This window comes from Levilactobacillus yiduensis (assembly GCF_024718525.1).
Classification (GTDB): Bacteria; Bacillota; Bacilli; order Lactobacillales; family Lactobacillaceae; genus Levilactobacillus; species Levilactobacillus yiduensis.
The window spans coordinates 1-21,455 of sequence record NZ_JAMXAZ010000028.1 but is presented as its reverse complement, the minus strand read 5'-3'; the positions used below and the strand labels follow the sequence as shown (position 1 = coordinate 21,455).

Below are 21,455 nucleotides of genomic sequence, written 5' to 3'. Positions count from 1 at the left end.
GCCCCTAAACTTGGAGCCGGTGACCCGCGTCTCCAAGTTTTCAGTTCTCTAACCAGCAAGCTGCTAAGAAAACTCCCACGGCTGAACCCATATTTGGCGAACTCTCGGCTACGGTAGTGGAGGTCAAAAACACCTGTTTAACCCAAGGTGTCAGCGGCTCCATGTCGCCAGCAAGCACCAATCTGCCGGAGGAGGCCAGGGGCGTAGCCAGCTGTGTCGACCCAGTTAGCTGGCGTTTCTTGCCAGGCTTCCAAGCGAACCGGAAGCCCGCTTCACAGGCTGGAGATGTTCCCCATAGCAGGCGGAACCCCTGGCAGCCGCAGGCATGGTAGGCGGCATGTTGTCACTGTAGTGGCCAGACACAGGAAACGGGGAGGTGGCTTGTGACCAATTGAATTGGCAAAAATAAGCTGGTTTGCCATGATTGGTAGCGCTTAGATACCAGAAAAATGCTATCATAGCAGTATGAGTTATCACTTGTTGTAAGGGGGCATCACTTTGATTGATCAACGTGTTTTTAAATTTCCCGGAGTGAAACCAGCCGCGGCCATCGAAGCGGTACTGACGCTGATTCAAGCCATTATGATTATCATTCAAGCGCAGTACTTATCAGCCGCAATCGTTCAGCTCTGGAAACAACAACCCATTGGCACGATCGTCACACCATTGGCGATCTTTGCCGTGGCCTTTTTAGCCCGCCACTTGTTGACGGTCTTGAAGGATTGGCTACTGTATCCCTTCGTGGAGAAGACGACCAAGACCCTGCGGAAGCAATTCATGGCCAAGCTCTTTGATTTAGGGCCCAGCGTGGTTGCCGAGAAGGGGACGGGGAACGTTGTCACCATGGGTCTCGAGGGAATTGATAAGATTCAGACCTACCTGATGATGATCATTGGCAAGGTCTTGGACCTGTCGATCACACCGTGGTTAGTGCTGATCTACATCGCCTTTATCCAGTGGAAAGAAGCACTGTTCTTACTGGCGATTTACCCACTGATCATTCTCTTCATGATCATCCTGGGATTAGCGGCGCAGGCCAAGGCGGACCGGCAATATGCTGGCTACCAGCGCCTGTCCAATCACTTTGTCGATACGCTGCGGGGACTACCGACCTTGAAACAGCTCGGGCTAAATGAGACCTACGCCGACAACGTGTATCAGGTCAGTGAGGACTACCGCAAGAAGACCATGGCGACGCTGACGATTGCCATGACCTCAACATTTGCGCTGGACTTCTTCACCACGCTGTCCATTGCCATCATCGCCGTGTTCTTAGGCTTTGGCCTGATGGACAACACGATTCAACTGTTGCCAGCGCTGGTTATTTTAACGCTGGCGCCGGATTATTTTGCGCCGATCCGGAATTTTGCCAACGACTACCACGCCACCTTGAACGGAAAAAACGCGTTGACGGCGGTGCTGGATATTTTACAACGGGAGACGCCAAGCGACCGGCAACTGTTGCCAGCCCGCGAGCCCGTGTGGCAGGCCGATGACGACTTGTCATTGGCGCACGTGAACGTCAGTTACGGCGATGACGCGCCGACGTTACACGACATTAATTTCAACGTGCACGGCTTCCAGAAGGTCGGCATCATTGGGGCGTCCGGCTCCGGGAAGTCGACGCTGATCAACACGCTGGGCGGCTTTCTCAGCCCCGCTGACGGCCAGATTACCGTGCGGGGGACTCAGGCGCCACACCTCGACCAACAGGCCTGGCAACGCAGTTTTGTGTACATTCCGCAGGCCCCATACCTGTTCCACGCAAGCTTGCGCGACAACCTGGCCTTTTACGCGCCGGATGCCAGTGAAGCAGCGGTCACGGCCGCGGCAGCCAAGGCCGGTTTGACGGATTGGATCGCCACCTTGCCGGACGGCTTGGACACTCAGATCGGTGAAGGTGCCCGGGGAGTCAGTGGGGGCCAGGCCCAACGAATCGCGTTGGCGCGGGCCTTTCTGGATGACTCACGGCGGGTCTTGTTATTTGATGAGCCCACCGCACATCTGGATATCGAAACCGAAGTCGAGTTGAAGCAGACCATGATGCCGGTCTTCAAGGACCACCTGGTCTTCTTCGCGACTCACCGGTTACACTGGATGAACGAAATGGATTATATTTTAGTCATGGATCACGGCCAGATCGTCGAGCAGGGCACGCCGGCGGATTTGCAAGCCAAGAACGGCGCCTACGTGCGGTTACGGTCGGAAATGGAAGGAGCGACGACCCGATGAAAGGATTCTTTGCGACATTTAAACACGATCACTGGGTCATGCCTTACTTGCGGCGCTACCGGAAGCTGTTGGCGCTGGTCTTGTTCTTGGGCTTCATGACCTTCTTCTGTGGGGGCGCGTTGATGTTCAACTCCGGCTATCTGATTAGCCGCGCGGCCACGCATCCCTACAACATCTTGATGATCTACGTGCCCATCGTACTTGCCCGCGCCTTTGGGATTGGGCGGCCAGCCTTTCGTTATGCGGAACGGCTGACCAGCCACAACTGGGTCTTGCGCATCGTCTCGGACTTCCGCAAGCGTCTGTATCAGGCCGTGGAAAAACAAGCCGTCGCCATCCGTCAGACCCATCAGACGGGGGACGTCTTGAGCATCTTGGCCGAGGACATCGACCACATTGAAAATTTGTATTTGCGCACGGTTTTTCCGCTCGTGATTGGTTGGTTACTGTACCTGTTCGTGGTGATTGGCATCGGCTATTTCAACTGGGCGTTTGGCCTGTTGATGCTGATCTTACTGGGGGTCATCGTGATCTTCATGCCACTGCTGTCTGTGGCCGTCAATGGTCGGCGGGAATTTCAGGCGCGGCAGGTGCAACGCCGCTTCTACACGCAACTGACTGATGCTGTCTTAGGGCTGGGTGACTGGCTGATCTCCGGTCGGCGGCAAGCCTTCTTGCAGCAACAGGACCAACCCATCGACGAGATTGCCACGCTGCGGCGAGCGGACCATCATTTCCAATGGTGGCGCAACTTTGCGATTGAATTTGTCTTCGGTGCGGCGGTCGTCTTGATCGTATGGTGGGCCGGTCTGACCTTTACCCACAACCAAGCGGAAGCCAACTGGGTCGCCGCCTTTGGCCTGGCCCTGTTCCCGACCGTAGAACCGTTCTCGGGGATGAGCCAGGGAGTCAGCGAATGGCCGGTCTATCAAGATTCTATCAAACGGGTGAACCGCTTAGACGAAAATGAACCCGAACTACCGGCGCAGACCACGATTGGCGCGCTGGAAGAATTAAAATTGGATCACGTAACCTTCACCTATCCGGGTGCCGAGCGCGAGGTGATCGACGACCTGTCGTTGGACCTGCATCCCGGCGAAAAGCTGGCCTTGTTGGGACCCAGCGGAACGGGGAAGAGCACGCTGCTGAAGCTGATTTTGGGTGACGAGCAGCCATCCGGTGGCCAGGTCACGTTAAATGGCGTGCCGGTCAGCCAGCTGCAGCAGCAACGCGCCCAACTCTTTGGTGTGCTGGACCAACAGCCCTACCTGTTTGACACCACGGTCATGAACAACGTCCGGCTGGGCAATTTGAACGCCACCGACGAAGAGGTTCACGCCGCGGTCAAGGCCGTCGAGCTAGACGAACTGGTCTGGCGCTTGCCACAGGGATACGACACGGAGGTTCAGGAAGCTGGGAGCCGCTTCTCTGGTGGGGAACGGCAACGACTGTCCCTGGCCCGGATTCTCCTGCAAGACGCGCCCATCATCATTTTGGATGAGCCGACTGTGAGCCTGGACCCTATCACCGAGCAACACCTGTTGGATACGGTCTTTAGCGTGTTGCATGATAAGACGATCATCTGGGTCACGCACCATCTGGCGGGCATCAACCACGTCGATCAGGTCCGCTTCATTGAGGACGGCCACTTCGACATGCAGGGGACGCCAGCCGAGTTGTACCGAGATAATGCCCGATTCCGGTCGTTGTATGATTTGGACCGCGGAAAATAAACGAGAAAAAGGGACATGGTCACTGACGAAAGACTGCCAGTTACCATGTCCTTTTGACTTACAATTTTTTTGTTAATGGTCACGCCGCAACAACATCGTCGTTAGCTTCGCCAGGTCGTCTTGGACCGGGCCGGCCGGCAATTGTTGAATCAGCGATAATGCCTTTTCCGTATGTTCTGTCGCGAGTTGCCGCGCCGCTCCGACACCATCGACTTGCGCAACGAGCGCCTGAACCGCTTGAATGTCGGCCACGGTCATGTCCTGCTTCTTGCGCAGGAGGTGGTGGAAGTCGCGCTTGGCGTGAGGGATGGCCAGAATCAACGGTAACGAGTAAACGCCCGATCGCAAGTCCTCAAGGACCGGCTTTTGCGTCTTAGCTGGGTCGCCCGCGTAGTCGAGAATGTCGTCTAACATCTGGTAGGCGCAACCAATCGCGATGCCGATTTGACGGGTCAGTGCCGTGACACTGGTGGGTGCCCCTGCTAGCCGGGCGCCCGTGTCACAACTGAGCGCAAATAGTTCGGCGGTCTTACCAGCGACTTCGTTGAGGTAGGCAGCCACCGTGGTATCTTCGTGGTAGTTCAAGTCCATTTGATGAAGTTCACCTTGCAAGATCCGGTGCATGGCGTCAATGTGTTCCTGGACCAACGCCCGGTCGCGGGTGGCCTTGAGCACCTGATTGAAGTACACGGTGAACATGAAATCTCCCGCGTAAATGGCGTTGCGTTGGCCGTACTTCATTTGAATCGTCCGGACGCCGCGGCGGGTGGGGGAGTCGTCGATCACGTCGTCGTGGATCAAGGTCCCCACGTGAAGAATCTCCAGGGCAGCCGCGCCCGCTTGTAATTCGGCTGGTGTGCCCTGGTCGCCGAATTTTGTGAACAGGTAAAAATAACCGGGACGTAACAACTTGCCGCCGGATTTTAATAACGCTAATATTTTACTGTGGATGGGTTGGTTATCCAGCTGAACTTCCTGGAAGAGATAATCCTGTAGCGCATCCAGTTGCGGTTCTACTTGCGGAAATTGCCGCCAAAGTTGTCGATCCATTTTGCACCTCGCTATGTCATGTCACGTTAAAATTTATCTTACCGACAACTGGAAACGTTGTCAATAAAGGATACTCCCGCAATGTTAGATTGTTGGGACCGTTACACGTGACACTTTCTATTTTAGCACCGATGACCGCCGCTGCGGGGTAAAATAAGCGGCTGAGTAGGTGACCGAGAAAACGGGGCGTTGCCCGCGGGGGTGGCGGTTGAACTGCCGCGTGACATGGGCTATCATCAAATGCAAAGACTTATTTGGGAGGAACTACCATGACTGTCAGTGTTTTTTTGGAACTCGTTGAGATCAAGGCGAAGATCGCCTCGATCTGGCCATTTCTATTGGGGATGATCTTTGTCCAGGCAAACTTTCACCACCTCAATTGGGGCGTGTCACTGTTATTCTTCGTGGCGATGGTCTTGTTCAATATGGCGGTTGACATCAATGACAACTACCAAGACTATACCAAGGCCGGTAACCAGGCCGCGGAGTGGAAGAAACATACCAACATCATTGGCGTCCACCACTTGGCGGTTACCCGCATCTTTGTGTTGATGGCCAGTCTGGCGTCGGTGGCTGGAGTGATTGGCCTGTACCTGGTGTGGCGCACTGGGTGGCCGTTACTGGCGATGGGGGTCTTTTGTTTTCTGGTCGGCTACCTGTACGCGGGCGGGCCGAAGCCGTTGTCCGGGACGCCCACGGGTGAGTTCTTTGCCGGCTTTACCATGGGTTATATGATTATGTTGATTACCGTTTATTTAAATCTTTATCAAACGACGGCGTTCACCATTGGCCTGTTAGCACGGGTGCTTCTGGCGTCTGGCATCGCCGTGATGGCCATCGCCGCGTTATTGCTGGCTAATAACATCTGTGACGCCGACGAAGACCTTTCCCTGGACCGGAAGACTATCGTCTATTATCTGGGCAAGCAGCGCGCTTTATGGCTGTTTGCGAGCTTCTACGTCATTGGCTACCTGTCGCTGGTGGTCAGCGTGGCGTTGGGGGACCTGCCGAAATGGTCCTTGCTGGCACTGCTGAGTATCCCCGTGATTGCTCGCAACGTGCGGGGGTTGTTCCGGGTACAGGTGAAAAAAGAGACCTTCATCCTGGCCGTCCGCAGCCTGGGCATCCTAGCCTTAGTCACGGTGGTCGCGGAACTGCTGGGCTTGTGGCTGGGTTAGGCAAAACTGGTGTAAGCCGGCCGCCTTCCGTTCGCGCCATATGGGCCGGAACGCTGTGGGCGGACGGGTCGAGCCAAAAAGCGGTCTCGACACCTCGACTTTGAGCCGAAGAGCACGTCTCAAAATCGCCATACCCCTAACCGGCCCAACCCGTGCCGCTAAGGGGTATCCCACGGCTGAGCCCATATGGCGCGAACTCCCGGCTTTGATGGTGGTAGTGCCCGCAGCGTGTGGTCCAGTGGTTGGTGGTTGTACCTGGCGTTGCCCAGTGTTACGCGTTAATCAGAGCAGGATAAGTGTCATGGCTGGGTATCGACAATCATAGCCGGAGTTCGCTAAAGATGCGCTCAGCCGTGGGAGTTTTCTTAGCGGCAACGCCGGTTAGAAAACTGGCATCTTTGAGACGGGGCTGTCGGCTCAAAGTGAGGGCCGAGACCGCCCCTCAGGCTCGGACCGGTCCGCCCACAGCGTTCCAGCGCATCTTTAGCGGACGGTAGGCGGCCAGCACCCGCACAAACCAACCGCCACGCCAGCAATGAATGCCGTTACATCAAGTGCTGGTTACCGAGCAGTTGCTTAAAACATTCCTAAATCTCGCGCCAAGTAGCTGTTTTTTAAGGGGCAATCAGGTAGAATGAAAGAAATACTTTTTGGAGGTCAAGCAGAGATGAAAATTTTAGAAGATCGCATTCGCCAAGACGGGACGGTCCTACCAGGTAACGTGTTAAAGGTCGACAACTTTTTAAATCATCAGATTGATCCCCAATTGATGGATCAGATGGGGGCAGAATTTGCCCGCCAGTTTGCGGACCAAGGCATCACCAAGGTCTTGACGGTGGAGTCTTCCGGTATCGCACCGGCCGTTATGGCGGGGTTGCACTTACAGGTGCCCGTCATCTTTGCCCGTAAGCACAAGAGTTTGACCTTGACCGATAACCTGTACACGGCCAAGGTCTATTCCTACACCAAGCAGGTCAGCAACGACATTTCCATCGACCGGCGCTTCTTGGACGCCGACGACCGGGTCTTGATCATCGATGATTTCTTGGCCAATGGTCAGGCTGTCCAAGGCTTGTTTGATATCGCCGAAACGGCCGGCATCTCAGTAGCCGGAGTGGGTGTCGTGATTGAAAAACGGTTCCAAAAGGGCCACCAAATGGTCGTTGACGCGGGAATTCCGTTGGTTGCGTTGGCCAGCATCGCGTCATTTGAAGATGGCCAAGTAGTTTTCGCCCAAGATTAGTTGGGCTCTAGCTTGTTTAATCGGTAGTTAAACTTTAGAATAAATAGTGAATGGTTCTCATTTCAAATAAATTTAAAATAAGTCAAGCAAGAAAGTAGGGAGTAAATTGGCGAACACGGTCTTATATCCTGGGGATACTGTTGGGGTGATTGGTAATAGTGCCAACGCCGCGATGTTGGTTACCACGGCTCGAAAGATGGGGCTACGCGTCGGGGCATACGGTGCCGACGAAACGAGTGAGGCATTACAATTAGCAGACTTCAAGGCTGTCGGCACGAGTAAGGACCGCGACAAGCTTCAGCACTTCGCTGAGAGCTGCGCGGCCATCGTGTACGACTCGGACCGGGTTAGCACGGCCGTCGTGAAATTTTTGGCACAATTCACCCGGATTCCGCAGGGCAGCGATATGCTGGAAATCATGCAGGATCGCTTGCTCGAACGGGCTTTCTTTGAACAATTAAACGTTAACATTGCACCGTACGCGACGATCATCAATCTGGACGACGTGTACCAATCCGTCAATTCCATTGGTTACCCGTGTGTCTTAAAGCCTATCCAAAAGGAATGGTCACATGGTCGCGAGCTGGTTATCAAGACCCAGACTGATATTGCCAAGGCCGCCGGATTGTTGGATTGGGGCACCTACATTTTAGAGTCACAAATCGCCTACGACCGGGAATTCTCAATTCTCGTGGCGCGGGATGCGGAAGGCAACCGGCAGTCGTTCCCAATCACCGAGGTCCACTCGGTAGACGACCGGCCACAACGGGTCTGGGTGCCCACTGAAGTGGACGATGCCGTAGCCAGTGAGATTCACCGCATCGCCAGTGAAGTGGCCAAGAACGTGTCTTACGTGGGCGTGTTCGAGGTGTCCTTCTACCTGACGTCAAGCGGAGCCATTTACGTGAAGAAGATCGTGCCAGCACCGAGCGAGACGGGGTACGTCTTTGCGGCGGCCGGGACTGTCGATGAATTCGCAGAACACATGCGGGCCGTGGCGGGGTTACCATTGGCGACGCCCCAACTGTTGACGCCGGCTGTGACCGTGAACTTTACGGTCAGCCAACTGACAGCGATTCGGACCCAGTGGCAGATCAAGCCAAATTGGGACTTCACGTTCTACCATTTGCGCAAGCAAGCCGATGACGACGTGATGGGTCACGTTGCCGTGCAAGGTCCTGCTGTGAAGACGCTACTCGACCAGCTAGACGACACGGCGATTTGGACGACGCCGAACACAGACGAGACGCCCGACCAAGATTAATTGAGCAACACCTACCTGAACGCACTTGATCACCAGTGACTGGCTGATTGAGTGCGTTTATCAGTTAAGTGATTATTGGCATTTTTGTGTAACCGGTCACGGAAATTTCTTTTAAAATATCGGTGAGAGTTCAAGCAGAACGTATGTTTTTTTGGTATACTATTCAAGACTAATTACAGAGAGGACTGGGTTCTAGGTGGCAGGAGAAGAATTATTAACTGGCATGAACGATAAGCAAACGGAGGCTGTCCTTCAGACGGAAGGGCCCCTGTTGGTATTGGCGGGTGCCGGTAGTGGGAAGACCCGGGTGTTAACGCACCGGGTCGCCTACCTGATTGAACACAATAACGTGATGCCGTGGCGCATTTTAGCAATCACCTTTACCAACAAGGCCGCTAAGGAAATGCGTGAACGGGTCATCAAACTACTGGGGCCGGATGGCAATGACGTCTGGGTCTCCACGTTCCATGCGCTGTGTGTCCGGATCCTGCGGCGAGACGCGGATAAGCTGGGGTACAACCGGGCCTTTACGATTGCGGATCCCGGCGAACAACGCACGCTGATCAAGCGAGTCTTGCGTCAGCAGAACTTAGACGTGAAAAAGTTCGATCCACGGTCCGTTTTAGGCGCAATTTCTAACGCCAAGAACGCCTTGCAGACGCCAGCTATGATGCGTGAAGCGGCGGGCAATCCGTTTGAAACGACCGTGGCCACGGTGTACGAAAGCTACCAACGCGAGCTGCAGGCCAATCAGGCCATGGACTTTGACGACCTGATCATGTTGACCATCAAGCTGTTCAAGCAAGACGCCGACGTGTTGGGCTACTACCAAGAAAAATTCCAGTACATCCACGTCGATGAATACCAGGATACCAACGATGCGCAATACACGCTGGTTAACTTGCTTGCCAAGAAGCACGGGAACCTGTGCGTGGTGGGGGATGGCGACCAGAGTATCTACGGTTGGCGGGGTGCCAACATGGAAAACATTCTGAACTTTGAACACGACTACCCCAACGCCCACGTGACCTTGCTGGAACAAAATTACCGGTCGACCAAGACAATCTTGAAGGCCGCCAACGACGTGATCCAAAAGAACGTCAACCGGAAGAAAAAGGACCTGTGGACGGACAATCCCGAGGGCGACAAGATCTCGTATTACCGCGGGCAAAATGAAAATGATGAGGCCCATTACGTGGTCGCTAAGATTCAAGAAGAACGCGAACAACATCACCGCGGGTACGGTGACTTCGCTATCCTCTATCGGACCAACGCCCAATCCCGGGTGATCGAAGAAACGCTGGTCAAGGCCAACGTTCCGTACACCATGGTCGGGGGCCACAAGTTCTACGACCGCAAGGAAATTCGCGATGTGTTGGCTTACTTGACGTTAATCGCTAACCCGGCGGACTCCATGAGCCTGGAACGGATCATCAACGAACCCAAGCGTGGCATTGGCGCTACCAGTGTGGAGAAGCTCCGCGACTTTGCGGAGATGAACGACTGGACGGAACTGGAAGCTACGCAAAACATTGCGCTGGCCACCAATCTGGGCGCCCGCATCCGCAATGCCATGGAAAAATTCGGCATGACGTTAAAGGGCATCCAAGATAACGCACCCACGATGACCGTGTCGGAAATCACCAACGAGCTGTTGGACAAGACCGGCTACATGGCGGCGTTGAAGGCCGTTGCTGCCAAGAACCTGGAAGCCGAGACCCGCATCGAAAACATCCAAGAATTCTTGTCCGTCACGCAGAAATTTGACGACGACTGGGACAAGGCCGACCACGACGAAACGGAAGAACGTTTAGTGGAATTCCTGGCCGATTTGGCCCTGGTCTCCGCGCAAGACGACGTTGAGGAAGAACCCGCTGAGGTGACCTTGATGACGCTACACGCTGCCAAGGGCTTGGAGTTCCCCGTGATCTTCTTGATGGGCTTGGAAGAGGGGATTTTCCCACTATCACGGGCAATGCTCGAAGACGACGAGTTGGAGGAAGAACGGCGCTTGGCTTACGTGGGGATCACTCGGGCCCAAGACAAGCTGTATCTGACCAACGCTTATTCTCGGATGTTGTACGGTCGCCGGCAAACCAACCCGCAATCGCGTTTCGTCACGGAAATTGATCCAGAATTGCTGCATTTAGACTACAGCGAGACCAAGTCCGGCTTGACACCTAGTCGCCGCGACGTGCCATTTGCCCGGCGGACAGCCAGTGCCGTGGCCACCCCTTATCACGGCAAGACTGGTCGGGTCAGTGAACCCACTGGTACCGGTGCCGGCAAGGTCAGCTGGGGTGTCGGTGACAAGGCGAGCCACAAGAAGTGGGGCATTGGGACCGTGGTCAAGGTCAACGGGACCGGCGAAGATGCCGAGCTCGACATTGCCTTTCCAGAACAAGGCGTTAAGCGGTTGTTAGCCGCCTTTGCGCCAATCAAACGAGTTGAAAAGTAGACGTTAACGTGGGAGGAATTTGATGACTGACAAACCCATTAATACCTTAACTGAGGAGCAGGCGGCCACTGAGGCGGCAACGCTCCGGCCCCAACTATTGGCGTGGGGCAAGCAGTACTACGATGCGGATGCACCACAAGTGGAAGATGCCACTTACGACCGGGTCTATGCCCGGTTGGTGGCCTTAGAAACGGCCTTTCCCGCCATCGTAACGCCGGAATCACCCACGCAGCGTGTCGGCGGGACCACCCGCGGCGACCTGCCCAAGGTGACCCACGAGATTCCGATGCTGTCTTTGGGGGATGTCTTCTCCATTGACGAGCTCAAGGAATTTGACGAGCGCCTGCGCAGTAACGTTGACGAGGCATTTGATTATAATTGTGAATTAAAGATCGATGGCCTGGCGATTTCACTACGGTATGAAAACGGTGAATTCGTGCAGGGGTCCACGCGGGGCAACGGTCAGATTGGTGAAGACATTACGGCCAATCTGAAGACCATTGATTCGATTCCCCAGACCCTGAGTCGGCCGTTGACGATTGACGTGCGGGGCGAGTGTTACATGCCCAAGGCAGCCTTTTTGGCACTGAATGAACGGCGTGAGGCCGCTGGACAAGCGCCATTTGCCAATCCGCGGAATGCGGCGGCAGGTAGCCTGCGTCAGCTCAACACGCAGGTCACGGCTGATCGGCAGTTGGCGACTTTCATGTACAACATCGCCGACTACGAGCCGCTGAACACGCGCACGCAAAGTGGGTTGCTCGACGAGTTGGCCGAGCTGGGCTTCACGACCAACCCGACGTACCAGGTGGCCCACAACATGACGGACGTCGCGGCTTACATTGACCAGTATCAGGGCAAACGGGCCGACCTGCCTTATGGCATCGACGGGATCGTCATCAAGGCCAATCCGCTGCCGCTTCAGCGGTCACTGGGCGCCACGGTCAAGGTGCCACGGTGGGCGATTGCCTACAAGTTCCCGCCCGAAGAAGTGCAAACGACGGTCCTAGACATTGAATGGACCGTGGGCCGGACGGGCATCGTCACGCCAACTGCCGTGATGGAACCGGTCGCGTTGGCCGGCAGTACGGTGGCACGGGCCTCCCTGCACAATCCGGATTATTTAACAGCCAAGGACATTCGCCTGGGCGATACGGTTCTGTTGCACAAGGCCGGGGACATTATCCCCGAGATCTCGCAGTTTGTCGCGGCCAAACGGCCAGCTGACGCGCAACCGTATCCCATTCCCACGCACTGTCCGTCCTGTGGTGCCGAGCTGGTCCATTTGGATGAAGAAGTAGCGCTACGCTGCATCAATCCACGGTGTCCGGCCCAGTTGGCGGAGGGCATGAATCACTTTGCCTCCCGGAACGCCATGAACATCGCCGGGTTAGGCCCACAAATCGTGGCACAACTATTTGACCGCAAATTGGTCGATGATGTGGCCAGTTTGTATCGTCTAACGACCGATCAATTATTAACTTTAGATAAATTTGGGGAGAAGTCGGCCCAAAACCTCTTGACAGCGATTGACAATAGTCGCAATAATTCATTAGAACGTTTGCTATTCGGATTAGGGATTCGTCACGTGGGTGCCAAGGCCGCGCGCTCAATTGCCGCCGAATTCGGTGACATTGGGAGCCTGATGGCTGCGGACAGCGAGCAGATCTCGGCCATTGATACGGTCGGGGGCATCATCGCGGACAGCGTCGTGACGTACTTCGCCAGCACGCAGGTCCAAGAATTGATTGCGGAGCTGCGGGCTGTGGGCGTCAACATGACCTATACCAGTGGTGCCGCAACGCCCGTCGATACCGAAGGACAGTTTGTGGGCCAACGGGTCGTCTTGACCGGTAAGCTGCAAGAACTGACCCGACCGGAAGCTACGGCCTGGTTGGAACAACACGGTGCGACCGTGACGGGCAGCGTGTCCAAGAAGACGGATCTACTGATCGCCGGCGAGGCTGCCGGTAGCAAACTCACCAAGGCCCAGTCGCTCAACGTTCCCGTGTGGAACGAAGCCCAGCTGCAGGCCGCGATGAACGAAACGAAATGATGATTTTAGGAGGAAACAAGTCGTGAAACGGTTACGAACTTTTCTGGCGTTAGCCGCAGTGCCCCTATTTTTGGCCGCGTGTGGTAATTTAGGCAGTTCCAGTATGTCGGGCACTTCCGGAAGCAGTAAATCCGGGGGAACCCAACTGACCGGGCAGAGCAGTGATGGCGATTACGAAGGGGTCATTAAGAGTGGCCACTACCAAACGAGTAAGTCGCGGGGGGTCACGAACAGTCAGGATTCCGGCAATACGTACAACCTGAAGAGCTTTGAAAACGGCATGTTGAACGTGTCCAAGAAGGTCTTCTCCACCAAGAGCTACGTCTTCCAAGAAGGTCAGTACTTGACCTCATCGACGGTGCAAAACTGGTTGGACCGGAAGTCTAAGTCCAATCCAACGGGGTTGAACCCCAAGAGTAACGGCTCAACGTCGCCAACCAAGCGGAACCCCATTTATGTTCAGGCAATCGAAGAACAAGACTACATGACCCAAAAGAATAACAAGTTGCACCTGGGTGGGGTCACCGTGGGAATCGCGGTCAATTCCGTGGATTACTACAAGAAGACCCAGTACGGCGCAACCTACGAGACCAAAATCACGAAAGCGGCCGGTGAGGCATACGCCAAGCAAGCTGCCAATACGGTCCTCAAGCGTTTGCGGCAAAAGTCCGCGCTGAAGAACGTACCAATCGTGATTGCCATTTACCGGCAGGCCTCGAACGATAGTCTGGTCGGCGGTGATTTCATTGCTTACTCGCAGAACAAGGCGGGGACGACCAGTGTCGCCAAATGGACGGCGTTAGACGAGAAGAATTACGTCTTCCCAATTGCCAGTGGCTCTAGCAGTCCCAACAGTAATGATTCCAGTGCCTTCACCAACTTTAAGACGGAAGTAGAAAACTTCTTCCCGAACTTGAGCGGGGTGACCGCCCAAGCACATTACAACGGTAAGTCTTTGACGGGGATGCACGTCAACATTCAGACGCAATTCTACAGTCAAACAGAAATCATTAGTTTCACCCAGTATCTCCAAACGACGGCGCAAAAGTACTTGCCATCGGGGGTACCGATTGACATTACGGTGGCCTCAACGGACGGCACACAAAGCTACCTGTCACGGGCTAGCGGTGCCAAGAAGTTCACCAGTCACGTCTTTAACAGTTACTAAACAGTTGATCCGCAAAGGGAGCGGACGGCAGCGGATTCATCACCTGGGTTGTGAGTGAGGAGTCCGACGCCGTCCGTTTTCTGCTTACTGACCGCGTGAATCATTGGCGGGTGTGGCAAGTGGCAGGTCATGAAATTGGCCAGTCTGGACCTCGTTATTGACTAGTAGCGACTCGCTGTGAGATGGTGGTTGTCCACATCAATGAAGCGGTGCGGGCGATACCGTCTTAAACTGGTGGTAAATAGTCGCTAATTTAGCCGAGAGGGAAGCGCAATCCAGGTTCAGCCGGGGAAGTTAGCAGCGGCTTTTGGCTGCTAACTTGGTGACTTTGAGACGGGGGTCTTCGGCTCAAAGCAAGGTCCGAGACCGGGCTTGGGCTCGGGCCGTCCTCCCCCAGCGTTCCAACCGGGATTGCGCGCAACGGCAGGCGGTCAGTACGCATAACGTCGCCACCAACCGCGATTATTTACTCACGGTTCAGAAGAAAATTAACGCATAATCTTTGGCGGACCACAGATATATGGTAGAATGGCAATGTATGTTTATTCTTGGCGAAGTCTGGAATAAACGGTGAATTGCGGATAAATTAGAAAGAGGGATAATTGATGGCTAATCGAATTAATCGAGAACAAGTTCAACACGTTGCCGGCTTGGCAAAGCTTGAATTTACGGATGCCGAATTGGACGCCTTTACGCCCCAATTGGACGACATTATCGGTATGTTTGAATCACTGAGTGAAGTGGATACCGATGGTGTTGACGTCACCAGCAACGTTTCCGACCAACTCAACGTGATGCGTGAGGACGTCGCCGATAACTGGGGGCAGAGCTCAGCGCTGTTGCACAATGCGCCAGATGCCGCTCGTGGCTTTATTAAGGTACCTGCCATCATCGATGAAAGCGAGGATAACGACTAAATGAATTATTTTGACAAAGATCTCGCTGGTCTGCATGCTGACCTGGTGGCTAAGAAAATTAGCGCCAAGGAATTAACACAGGCGACTTTCGCTAACATTAAAGCAACCGATCCTCAAATCGATGCTTTCTTAAACTTAAACGAAGAAGCAGCCTTGAACCAGGCGGCTGAAATCGATCAACAAGGCATTAACGCCGACCAACCCTTGGCTGGGATTCCAGTGGGGTTGAAGGATAACATCGTGACCAAGGACTTGACCACGACGGCCGCTTCCAAGATCTTGGAAAACTTCAAGCCGGTCTACGACGCCACAGTCACTGAAAAGTTGGCCAACGCGCAGATGATTACGGTCGGTAAGACTAACTTGGACGAATTTGCCATGGGTGGGTCGACTGAAAACTCTGCCTTTAAGACCACGAAGAACGCTTGGGACCAAACCAAGGTGCCCGGTGGGTCTTCCGGTGGTTCCGCTGCCGCAGTGGCTTCGGGTCAAGTACCCGTTGCCCTGGGTTCCGATACCGGTGGCTCGATTCGACAACCAGCCGCCTTTAACGGTATCGTGGGGATCAAGCCAACGTACGGCCGTGTCTCTCGTTGGGGCCTGATTGCCTTTGGGTCTAGCTTGGACCAAATTGGCCCGATGACCCGTAGCGTGAAGGACAACGCCACGGTATTGAGTGCCATTGCCGGTCATGATGACCACGATTTGACCAGCTCAACGCAAGCCGTTCCTGACTTTGCGGCTGATTTAAACGACGCCACGAGTGTCAAGGGCATGCGAATTGGTCTGCCTAAGGAATTCTTGGCTGACGGGGTCGATGACGACGTGAAGACGGCTATCTTAGCCGCTGCCGACACGTACCGGAAGTTAGGTGCCACGGTGGACGAAGTGTCCTTGCCACACAACAAGTATGGCGTGGCCGCTTACTACATCATCGCCTCATCCGAAGCATCTTCCAACTTACAACGGTTCGACGGTATTCGCTACGGTTACCGGGCAAAAGACGTTAAGAACCTGGAAGACGTCTACGTGAAGTCTCGTTCCGAAGGCTTTGGCGAAGAAGTCAAGCGCCGGATCATGTTGGGGACGTTCTCCTTGTCCGCTGGGTTCTACGATGCTTACTTCTTAAAAGCAGCGAAGGTCCGGACGGTCATTATCAACGACTTTAAAGCGGTCTTAAAAGACCACGACTTCATCATGGGTCCCGTTGCCCCAACGCCTGCCTTTGGCATTGGTGACGAAATCAAGGATCCCATTACTATGTACATGAACGATGTCTTGACGATCCCGGTCAACTTGGCGGGGTTGCCAGGCCTGTCCTTACCAGCCGGCTTCAGCAACAACTTGCCAGTTGGGATGCAATTAATCGGTCGGCCATTTGACGAAGGCACGCTGTACAAGGCGGGTTACGCCTTCGAACAAAACACCGACTTTCATTTACAAGTACCCACGTTAGGAGGTCAAAACTAATGAACTTTGAAACCACGATTGGACTAGAAGTCCACATTGAGTTAAAGACAAATTCAAAGATCTTTAGCCCGTCACCAGTTGCCTATGGTGCCGAACCAAACGCCAATACCAACGTGATCGACTGGGGGTATCCTGGGGTACTGCCAACCACCAACAAGGGCGTCGTCGCTGACGGGATCATTGCCGCTTTGGCCCTGCACGCCACGGTGGAACAACACACCCACTTCGACCGGAAGAACTACTTCTACCCGGATAACCCGAAGGCCTACCAGATCACGCAATCAGACAAGCCCATCGGTCATGATGGCTGGGTCGAAGTCGACGTGGATGGTGTGAAGAAAAAAATCGGGATCGCCGAAATGCACATCGAAGAAGATGCCGGGAAGAACACCCACGAACGGGACTATTCCTACGTCGATTTGAACCGGCAAGGCACACCGCTGATTGAAATCGTGTCGAAGCCAGACATCGCTTCACCAGCAGAAGCCTACGCTTACCTGGAAGCCTTGCGTCAACGGATCCAATTTACCGGGATCTCTGACGTGAAGATGGAAGAAGGGTCCATGCGGGTCGACGTCAACATTTCCGTACGACCAGTTGGCCAGCAGAAATTCGGGACCAAGACTGAGCTGAAGAACTTGAACTCCTTTAACTACGTGCAACGCGGGTTGGAGTACGAAGAAAAGCGGCAACAACAGGTCTTGATGTCCGGCGGTTCCGTGCAACAAGAAACGCGGCGGTTCGACGAAAAGACCGGTGAAACGATTCTGATGCGGGTCAAGGCCGGCTCAGATGACTACCGTTACTTCCCAGAACCTGACCTGCCAGCACTGAACATCAGTGACGACTGGATCAAGGAATTGGGCGACGCCATGCCAGAAATGCCTGGTAAGCGGCGTGAACGCTACGTCAACGAACTGGGCTTGACGGATTATGATGCCATGGTCATCACCCAGACCAAGGAAATGTCTGACTTCTTTGACGCTACGGTGGCCTTAAAGGCTGATCCGAAGATGGCAGCCAACTACCTGCAAGGGGACGTGAATGCGTACCTGAACGAAAAGCAAGTTGACTTACAGGCAACGAAGCTGACGCCTGCTAACCTGGCCGGGATGATCAATTTGATCTCTGACGGGACCATTTCTAGCAAAATGGCCAAGAAGGTCTTCAAGGCAATCACGAATGGTGAAGAACCTAAGGCTTACGTGGAAGCGCACGGCTTGGTTCAACTGTCAGATCCTGCCAAGTTACAACCGATCATCGACGATGTCTTGTCGGCTAATCCACAATCCATCGAAGACTTTAACAACGGGAAAAAGCGGGCAGTGGGCTTCTTAGTGGGTCAAATCATGAAGCAAACGCACGGCCAAGCCAACCCACAAGTCGTTAACAAATTGTTAATGGCCGCATTACAGCACTAGCACATTGGAGGCACAGCATGCGTAAACGGGCACGGGTCATTTATAATCCGACTTCAGGACGCGAGGCGTTGAAGAAAGACCTAATCGATATTTTAGCGGTGTTCGAGCAAGCGGGGTACGAAACCAGCGCTTACGCGACCACTGCCGCACCAAATTCGGCACGCGACGAAGCGACACGGGCGGCTAAGGCCGGCTTTGAGCTCGTCGTGGCAGCTGGTGGCGACGGGACCATTAACCAGGTCGTCAACGGTTTGGCTGGCTTACCTCACCGTCCCAAGATGGCCATAATTCCTGCCGGTACCACGAATGACTATGCCCGGGCACTGCACATTCCGCGGGAAGACCCGTTAGCAGCGGCCAAGGTGGTGTTGAAGGACCAAACGATCAAGATGGACATTGGCCAAGCGGGTGATACCTATTTCATCAATATCGCTGGTGGGGGCCTGTTGACGGAACTGACTTACGACGTGCCGTCTAACCTGAAGTCCATTTTCGGTTACCTGGCCTACCTGATGAAGGGGGCCGAGTTGTTGCCGCGCATCAAGCCCATTGAAATGGACCTGACCTACGATGGCGGCCATTTCCGGGGAAAGGCGTCCATGTTTTTACTGGCGCTGACCAACTCCATCGGGGGCTTTGAGCAAATCGTCCCCGACGCGGCATTGGATGACGGTAAGTTCACCATGATCATCGTCAAGACCGCCAGCATGCCGGAAATCTTACGGCTGATGGGTCTGGTCTTGAACGGGGGCAAGCACATCAACGATCCCCACATCATTTATGAAAAGACCAGCAAGGTGGTTGCGCGGCCAGTCGAAGACCGCATGATGATCAACCTGGACGGCGAGTACGGTGGCGATGCCCCAATGAAGTTCCGCAACTTGCGGCAACACATTGAGATGTATGCCAATCTGGATGATATTCCGGATGCGGCGGTCACCAGCGAGTCGCCGGAATTGCTGGCCGCGGAGCAAAACTTCGTGAAGCAAGTCGAAAGTTTGCCGGAGGACCAACCGTCCGAAGACTAACCGGATTATAGATAGTTACTGGAAGGGATTTTGCGCGACGAATGAGCAGCAAAGTCCCTTTCTGATTAAAGAAATTGAGGTTATTATGAAAACAAAAGCACCAGTCAGCAAAAACGAACGGCTAGACGTGACCATCACCGACCTGACTTATCAGGGGATGGGTGTGGCCAAGGTCGACGACTTCCCGTTATTTATCGAGAACGCCTTACCTGGCGAAGACATCACGATTCAAGTGACCAAGGTTCAGAGTCACTACGGTTTTGCCCGCGCCATTTCATGGCAAAGTGAATCGGCCGATCGGGTCAAGGACGTCGACAAGACCTACCGGCAAACGGGGATTGCGCCATTACAACACTTGGCCTATCCCGCACAATTAAAATTCAAGCAACACCAGATTGAAGAGCTGTTCAGCAAGGCCCACCAAGACGTTGACGTTGCGCCAACGCTGGGAATGGCCAACCCGACCCAGTACCGGAACAAGGCGCAAGTGCCCGTTCGGATGATCAAGGGCAAGCTGGAGACTGGCTTTTACCGGCAACACAGCCACGAGCTGATTCCGTTGACGGACTTCTACATTCAAGATCCCGCTATTGATGCTGCCATCGTGAAGGTTCGTGATTTGCTTCGGCAATTTGAAATTCCTGCCTACAACGAAATCAGTGACAAGGGTGTCATCCGTAACATCATGGTCCGGCGCGGTTACTACAGCCACGAGATGATGATCGTCTTGATCAGCCGTCAACAGAAGTTGCCTAGTCAAGACCAACTGGTTGACCAGATTCACAAGGCCTTACCAGAGGTCACAAGTATCGTCTTAAACGTCAATGCCAAGAAGACCAACGTCATCATGGGGAACGTGACCCGGACGCTGTACGGCAAGCCAACGATTGAGGATACCTTGATGGGCCTGACCTTCGCCATTTCGGCGCGGTCCTTCTACCAAGTGAACCCCCAACAGACGGAAAAACTGTACCAAATGGCCATCGACAAGGCCGGCCTGACCGGCAACGAAACTGTGATCGATGCCTACTGTGGGATTGGGACGATTTCGTTGGCCTTAGCCAAGCACGCCAAGCGCGTGTACGGGGTCGACATCGTGCCTGAAGCCATTGAGGATGCCAAGGTCAACGCGCAAAAGAACCATTTAGCCAACGTTGACTTTGCCGTGGACAAGGCCGAAGACCAAATGGCCAAGTGGCAAGAGGCCGGCATCAAGCCCGACGTCGTGGTGGTTGATCCGCCACGTAAGGGCCTGGCCGAAAGTCTGATCGACTCCACCGCGAAGATGGGGCCTAAGAAGGTCGTCTACGTCAGCTGCAACCCAGCAACCTTGGTTCGTGACGTGGCCCGGTTCCAAGAACTCGGTTACGCCATCGACGGGCCAATCCAACCCGTTGACCAATTCCCACAAACGCCACACGTGGAATCTGTGACGGTGCTGAAGCGAGTAAAATAATCAACAAATGCTGATGAATAGGCGTTTGTGATAGATGAGAAGTGTACTAATTTCCTTTTTGACGATCGAAATTAGTACGCTTTTTGAGTTTAACGCTAGGGTTCAGTGGACGGTGTACTGGATTTTCGAATTGTGTTTACGAGTAGCCAACCTGCAGCGTTGCGTGAACTAAGATTTTAAGAAAATCCATAGAGGTGGTTCCTTGGTGTAGATGGATAATTTTGGTAAAGTACAAGTAAGAAGTACAGCACAAGAAGCGGGGGGAATCATCATGGACAATCCGATGACCGGTAAGGTGTCACAAAAGGGACAAGTCGTTATCCCCGTAGAAATTAGAAAAGCCTTGGACTTGAAAAAAGGAAGCAAAGTCTCATTTGAGTTAAAGAACGGCGAAATTACAATCAAAAAATTACTTACGGCGCTAGATTGGGCTAACTTGGTTAAGCAAATTCCAGTTGAAAATGTTGATATTGACGCAGACGGTCACTATGATTCTAAAAAATCACCTGATTTTCATGACTGGATGGTTAATGGCTAATGGGCTCGATGGACATTTATTGAGCAGTGGAATCGGCATATGAGCCACAGCCGGGACAGTACTGGTGAAGAGGTAACCGTTCAGTAAAGCAAATTGGTAAAAGTTTTAGGTGAAATTTTAGCCAAACAAAGCAGCGTCATCGCTGAGCAAATCAGCGGTGACGCTGTTTTTCTACCATTAGTCAAGTACTAATCCCGGTTTAATCCCGTTTCTTTTATGTGTCATTGGGGCTATCGGGTAAGA

Annotated in this window: 15 protein-coding genes; 14 read left to right on the top strand and 1 reads right to left on the bottom strand. The window is 53.8% G+C overall.

The annotated features are described in order from the left end of the window. The first annotated feature begins 498 nt into the window (after nucleotides 1-498). On the top strand, nucleotides 499-2,232 hold the full coding sequence (cydD, locus tag NGM66_RS12330) for a thiol reductant ABC exporter subunit CydD (RefSeq protein ID WP_208909230.1): 1,734 nt from the start codon (nucleotides 499-501) through the stop codon (nucleotides 2,230-2,232). Beyond that, on the top strand, nucleotides 2,229-3,965 hold the full coding sequence (gene cydC / locus NGM66_RS12325; protein ID WP_208909231.1) for a thiol reductant ABC exporter subunit CydC: 1,737 nt from the start codon (nucleotides 2,229-2,231) through the stop codon (nucleotides 3,963-3,965). The genes cydD and cydC overlap by 4 nt, the downstream gene beginning before the upstream one ends. 72 nt (nucleotides 3,966-4,037) lie before the next feature. On the opposite strand, the gene NGM66_RS12320 is transcribed toward cydC, so the two are convergent. Further along, nucleotides 4,038-5,015, bottom strand: a complete 978-nt coding sequence (locus tag NGM66_RS12320; protein WP_208909232.1) for a polyprenyl synthetase family protein — start codon at nucleotides 5,013-5,015, stop codon at nucleotides 4,038-4,040. A 269-nt stretch (nucleotides 5,016-5,284) separates the two neighbouring features. On the opposite strand from NGM66_RS12320, the gene NGM66_RS12315 reads away from it, so the two are divergent. The 12 genes from NGM66_RS12315 to NGM66_RS12260 all read left to right on the top strand — a co-directional run bounded on the left by NGM66_RS12315 (nucleotide 5,285) and on the right by NGM66_RS12260 (nucleotide 21,212). Then, nucleotides 5,285-6,193: a 1,4-dihydroxy-2-naphthoate polyprenyltransferase gene (locus NGM66_RS12315; protein ID WP_208909233.1), complete on the top strand. Its 909-nt coding sequence runs from the start codon at nucleotides 5,285-5,287 to the stop codon at nucleotides 6,191-6,193. Between the two features lie 667 nt (nucleotides 6,194-6,860). Then, nucleotides 6,861-7,436 carry a xanthine phosphoribosyltransferase gene (locus NGM66_RS12310; protein WP_208909234.1) on the top strand — a complete coding sequence of 192 codons (576 nt, stop codon included), beginning with the start codon at nucleotides 6,861-6,863 and terminating at the stop codon, nucleotides 7,434-7,436. A 106-nt stretch (nucleotides 7,437-7,542) separates the two neighbouring features. Then, the gene (locus tag NGM66_RS12305; protein ID WP_208909235.1) at nucleotides 7,543-8,700 is read left to right on the top strand and encodes an ATP-grasp domain-containing protein; all 1,158 of its coding nucleotides are present in this window, start codon (nucleotides 7,543-7,545) and stop codon (nucleotides 8,698-8,700) included. 196 nt (nucleotides 8,701-8,896) lie between these two features. Then, nucleotides 8,897-11,158, top strand: coding sequence for a DNA helicase PcrA (gene pcrA, locus NGM66_RS12300; protein ID WP_208909236.1), 2,262 nt, complete (start codon nucleotides 8,897-8,899; stop codon nucleotides 11,156-11,158). Between the two features lie 22 nt (nucleotides 11,159-11,180). Then, the gene (ligA, locus tag NGM66_RS12295) at nucleotides 11,181-13,214 is read left to right on the top strand and encodes an NAD-dependent DNA ligase LigA (protein ID WP_258115747.1); all 2,034 of its coding nucleotides are present in this window, start codon (nucleotides 11,181-11,183) and stop codon (nucleotides 13,212-13,214) included. Nucleotides 13,215-13,236: 22 nt separating this feature from the next. Further along, a complete protein-coding gene (locus NGM66_RS12290) occupies nucleotides 13,237-14,382 on the top strand; it encodes a CamS family sex pheromone protein (protein WP_208909238.1) in 1,146 nt (381 codons plus the stop codon). Nucleotides 14,383-14,987: 605 nt separating this feature from the next. After that, entirely contained in the window at nucleotides 14,988-15,299 is a 312-nt protein-coding gene (gene gatC, locus NGM66_RS12285) for an Asp-tRNA(Asn)/Glu-tRNA(Gln) amidotransferase subunit GatC (protein ID WP_125574838.1), read from the top strand. Next, nucleotides 15,300-16,769 carry an Asp-tRNA(Asn)/Glu-tRNA(Gln) amidotransferase subunit GatA gene (gatA, locus tag NGM66_RS12280; RefSeq protein ID WP_208909239.1) on the top strand — a complete coding sequence of 490 codons (1,470 nt, stop codon included), beginning with the start codon at nucleotides 15,300-15,302 and terminating at the stop codon, nucleotides 16,767-16,769. It begins immediately after the preceding gene. Further along, the gene (gatB, locus tag NGM66_RS12275; protein ID WP_208909240.1) at nucleotides 16,769-18,190 is read left to right on the top strand and encodes an Asp-tRNA(Asn)/Glu-tRNA(Gln) amidotransferase subunit GatB; all 1,422 of its coding nucleotides are present in this window, start codon (nucleotides 16,769-16,771) and stop codon (nucleotides 18,188-18,190) included. Before gatA ends, gatB begins: the two co-directional genes overlap by 1 nt. A gap of 17 nt (nucleotides 18,191-18,207) precedes the next feature. Beyond that, complete coding sequence (locus tag NGM66_RS12270; RefSeq protein WP_208909241.1) at nucleotides 18,208-19,218, top strand: diacylglycerol kinase; 1,011 nt, start codon at nucleotides 18,208-18,210, stop codon at nucleotides 19,216-19,218. An 85-nt stretch (nucleotides 19,219-19,303) separates the two neighbouring features. Then, on the top strand, nucleotides 19,304-20,674 hold the full coding sequence (gene rlmD, locus NGM66_RS12265; protein ID WP_208909242.1) for a 23S rRNA (uracil(1939)-C(5))-methyltransferase RlmD: 1,371 nt from the start codon (nucleotides 19,304-19,306) through the stop codon (nucleotides 20,672-20,674). Between the two features lie 211 nt (nucleotides 20,675-20,885). After that, a complete protein-coding gene (locus tag NGM66_RS12260; protein WP_245155226.1) occupies nucleotides 20,886-21,212 on the top strand; it encodes an AbrB/MazE/SpoVT family DNA-binding domain-containing protein in 327 nt (108 codons plus the stop codon). Nucleotides 21,213-21,455 lie beyond the last annotated feature (243 nt).

Coding starts and splice junctions, on each gene's coding strand:
- NGM66_RS12260 (WP_245155226.1), top strand. CDS start 20,886: ATGGATAATTTTGGTAAAGTACAAGTAAGAAGTACAGCACAAGAAGCG.
- NGM66_RS12310 (WP_208909234.1), top strand. CDS start 6,861: ATGAAAATTTTAGAAGATCGCATTCGCCAAGACGGGACGGTCCTACCA.
- gatA (WP_208909239.1), top strand. CDS start 15,300: ATGAATTATTTTGACAAAGATCTCGCTGGTCTGCATGCTGACCTGGTG.
- NGM66_RS12315 (WP_208909233.1), top strand. CDS start 5,285: ATGACTGTCAGTGTTTTTTTGGAACTCGTTGAGATCAAGGCGAAGATC.
- cydC (WP_208909231.1), top strand. CDS start 2,229: ATGAAAGGATTCTTTGCGACATTTAAACACGATCACTGGGTCATGCCT.
- gatB (WP_208909240.1), top strand. CDS start 16,769: ATGAACTTTGAAACCACGATTGGACTAGAAGTCCACATTGAGTTAAAG.
- NGM66_RS12270 (WP_208909241.1), top strand. CDS start 18,208: ATGCGTAAACGGGCACGGGTCATTTATAATCCGACTTCAGGACGCGAG.
- rlmD (WP_208909242.1), top strand. CDS start 19,304: ATGAAAACAAAAGCACCAGTCAGCAAAAACGAACGGCTAGACGTGACC.
- gatC (WP_125574838.1), top strand. CDS start 14,988: ATGGCTAATCGAATTAATCGAGAACAAGTTCAACACGTTGCCGGCTTG.
- ligA (WP_258115747.1), top strand. CDS start 11,181: ATGACTGACAAACCCATTAATACCTTAACTGAGGAGCAGGCGGCCACT.
- NGM66_RS12320 (WP_208909232.1), bottom strand. CDS start 5,015: ATGGATCGACAACTTTGGCGGCAATTTCCGCAAGTAGAACCGCAACTG.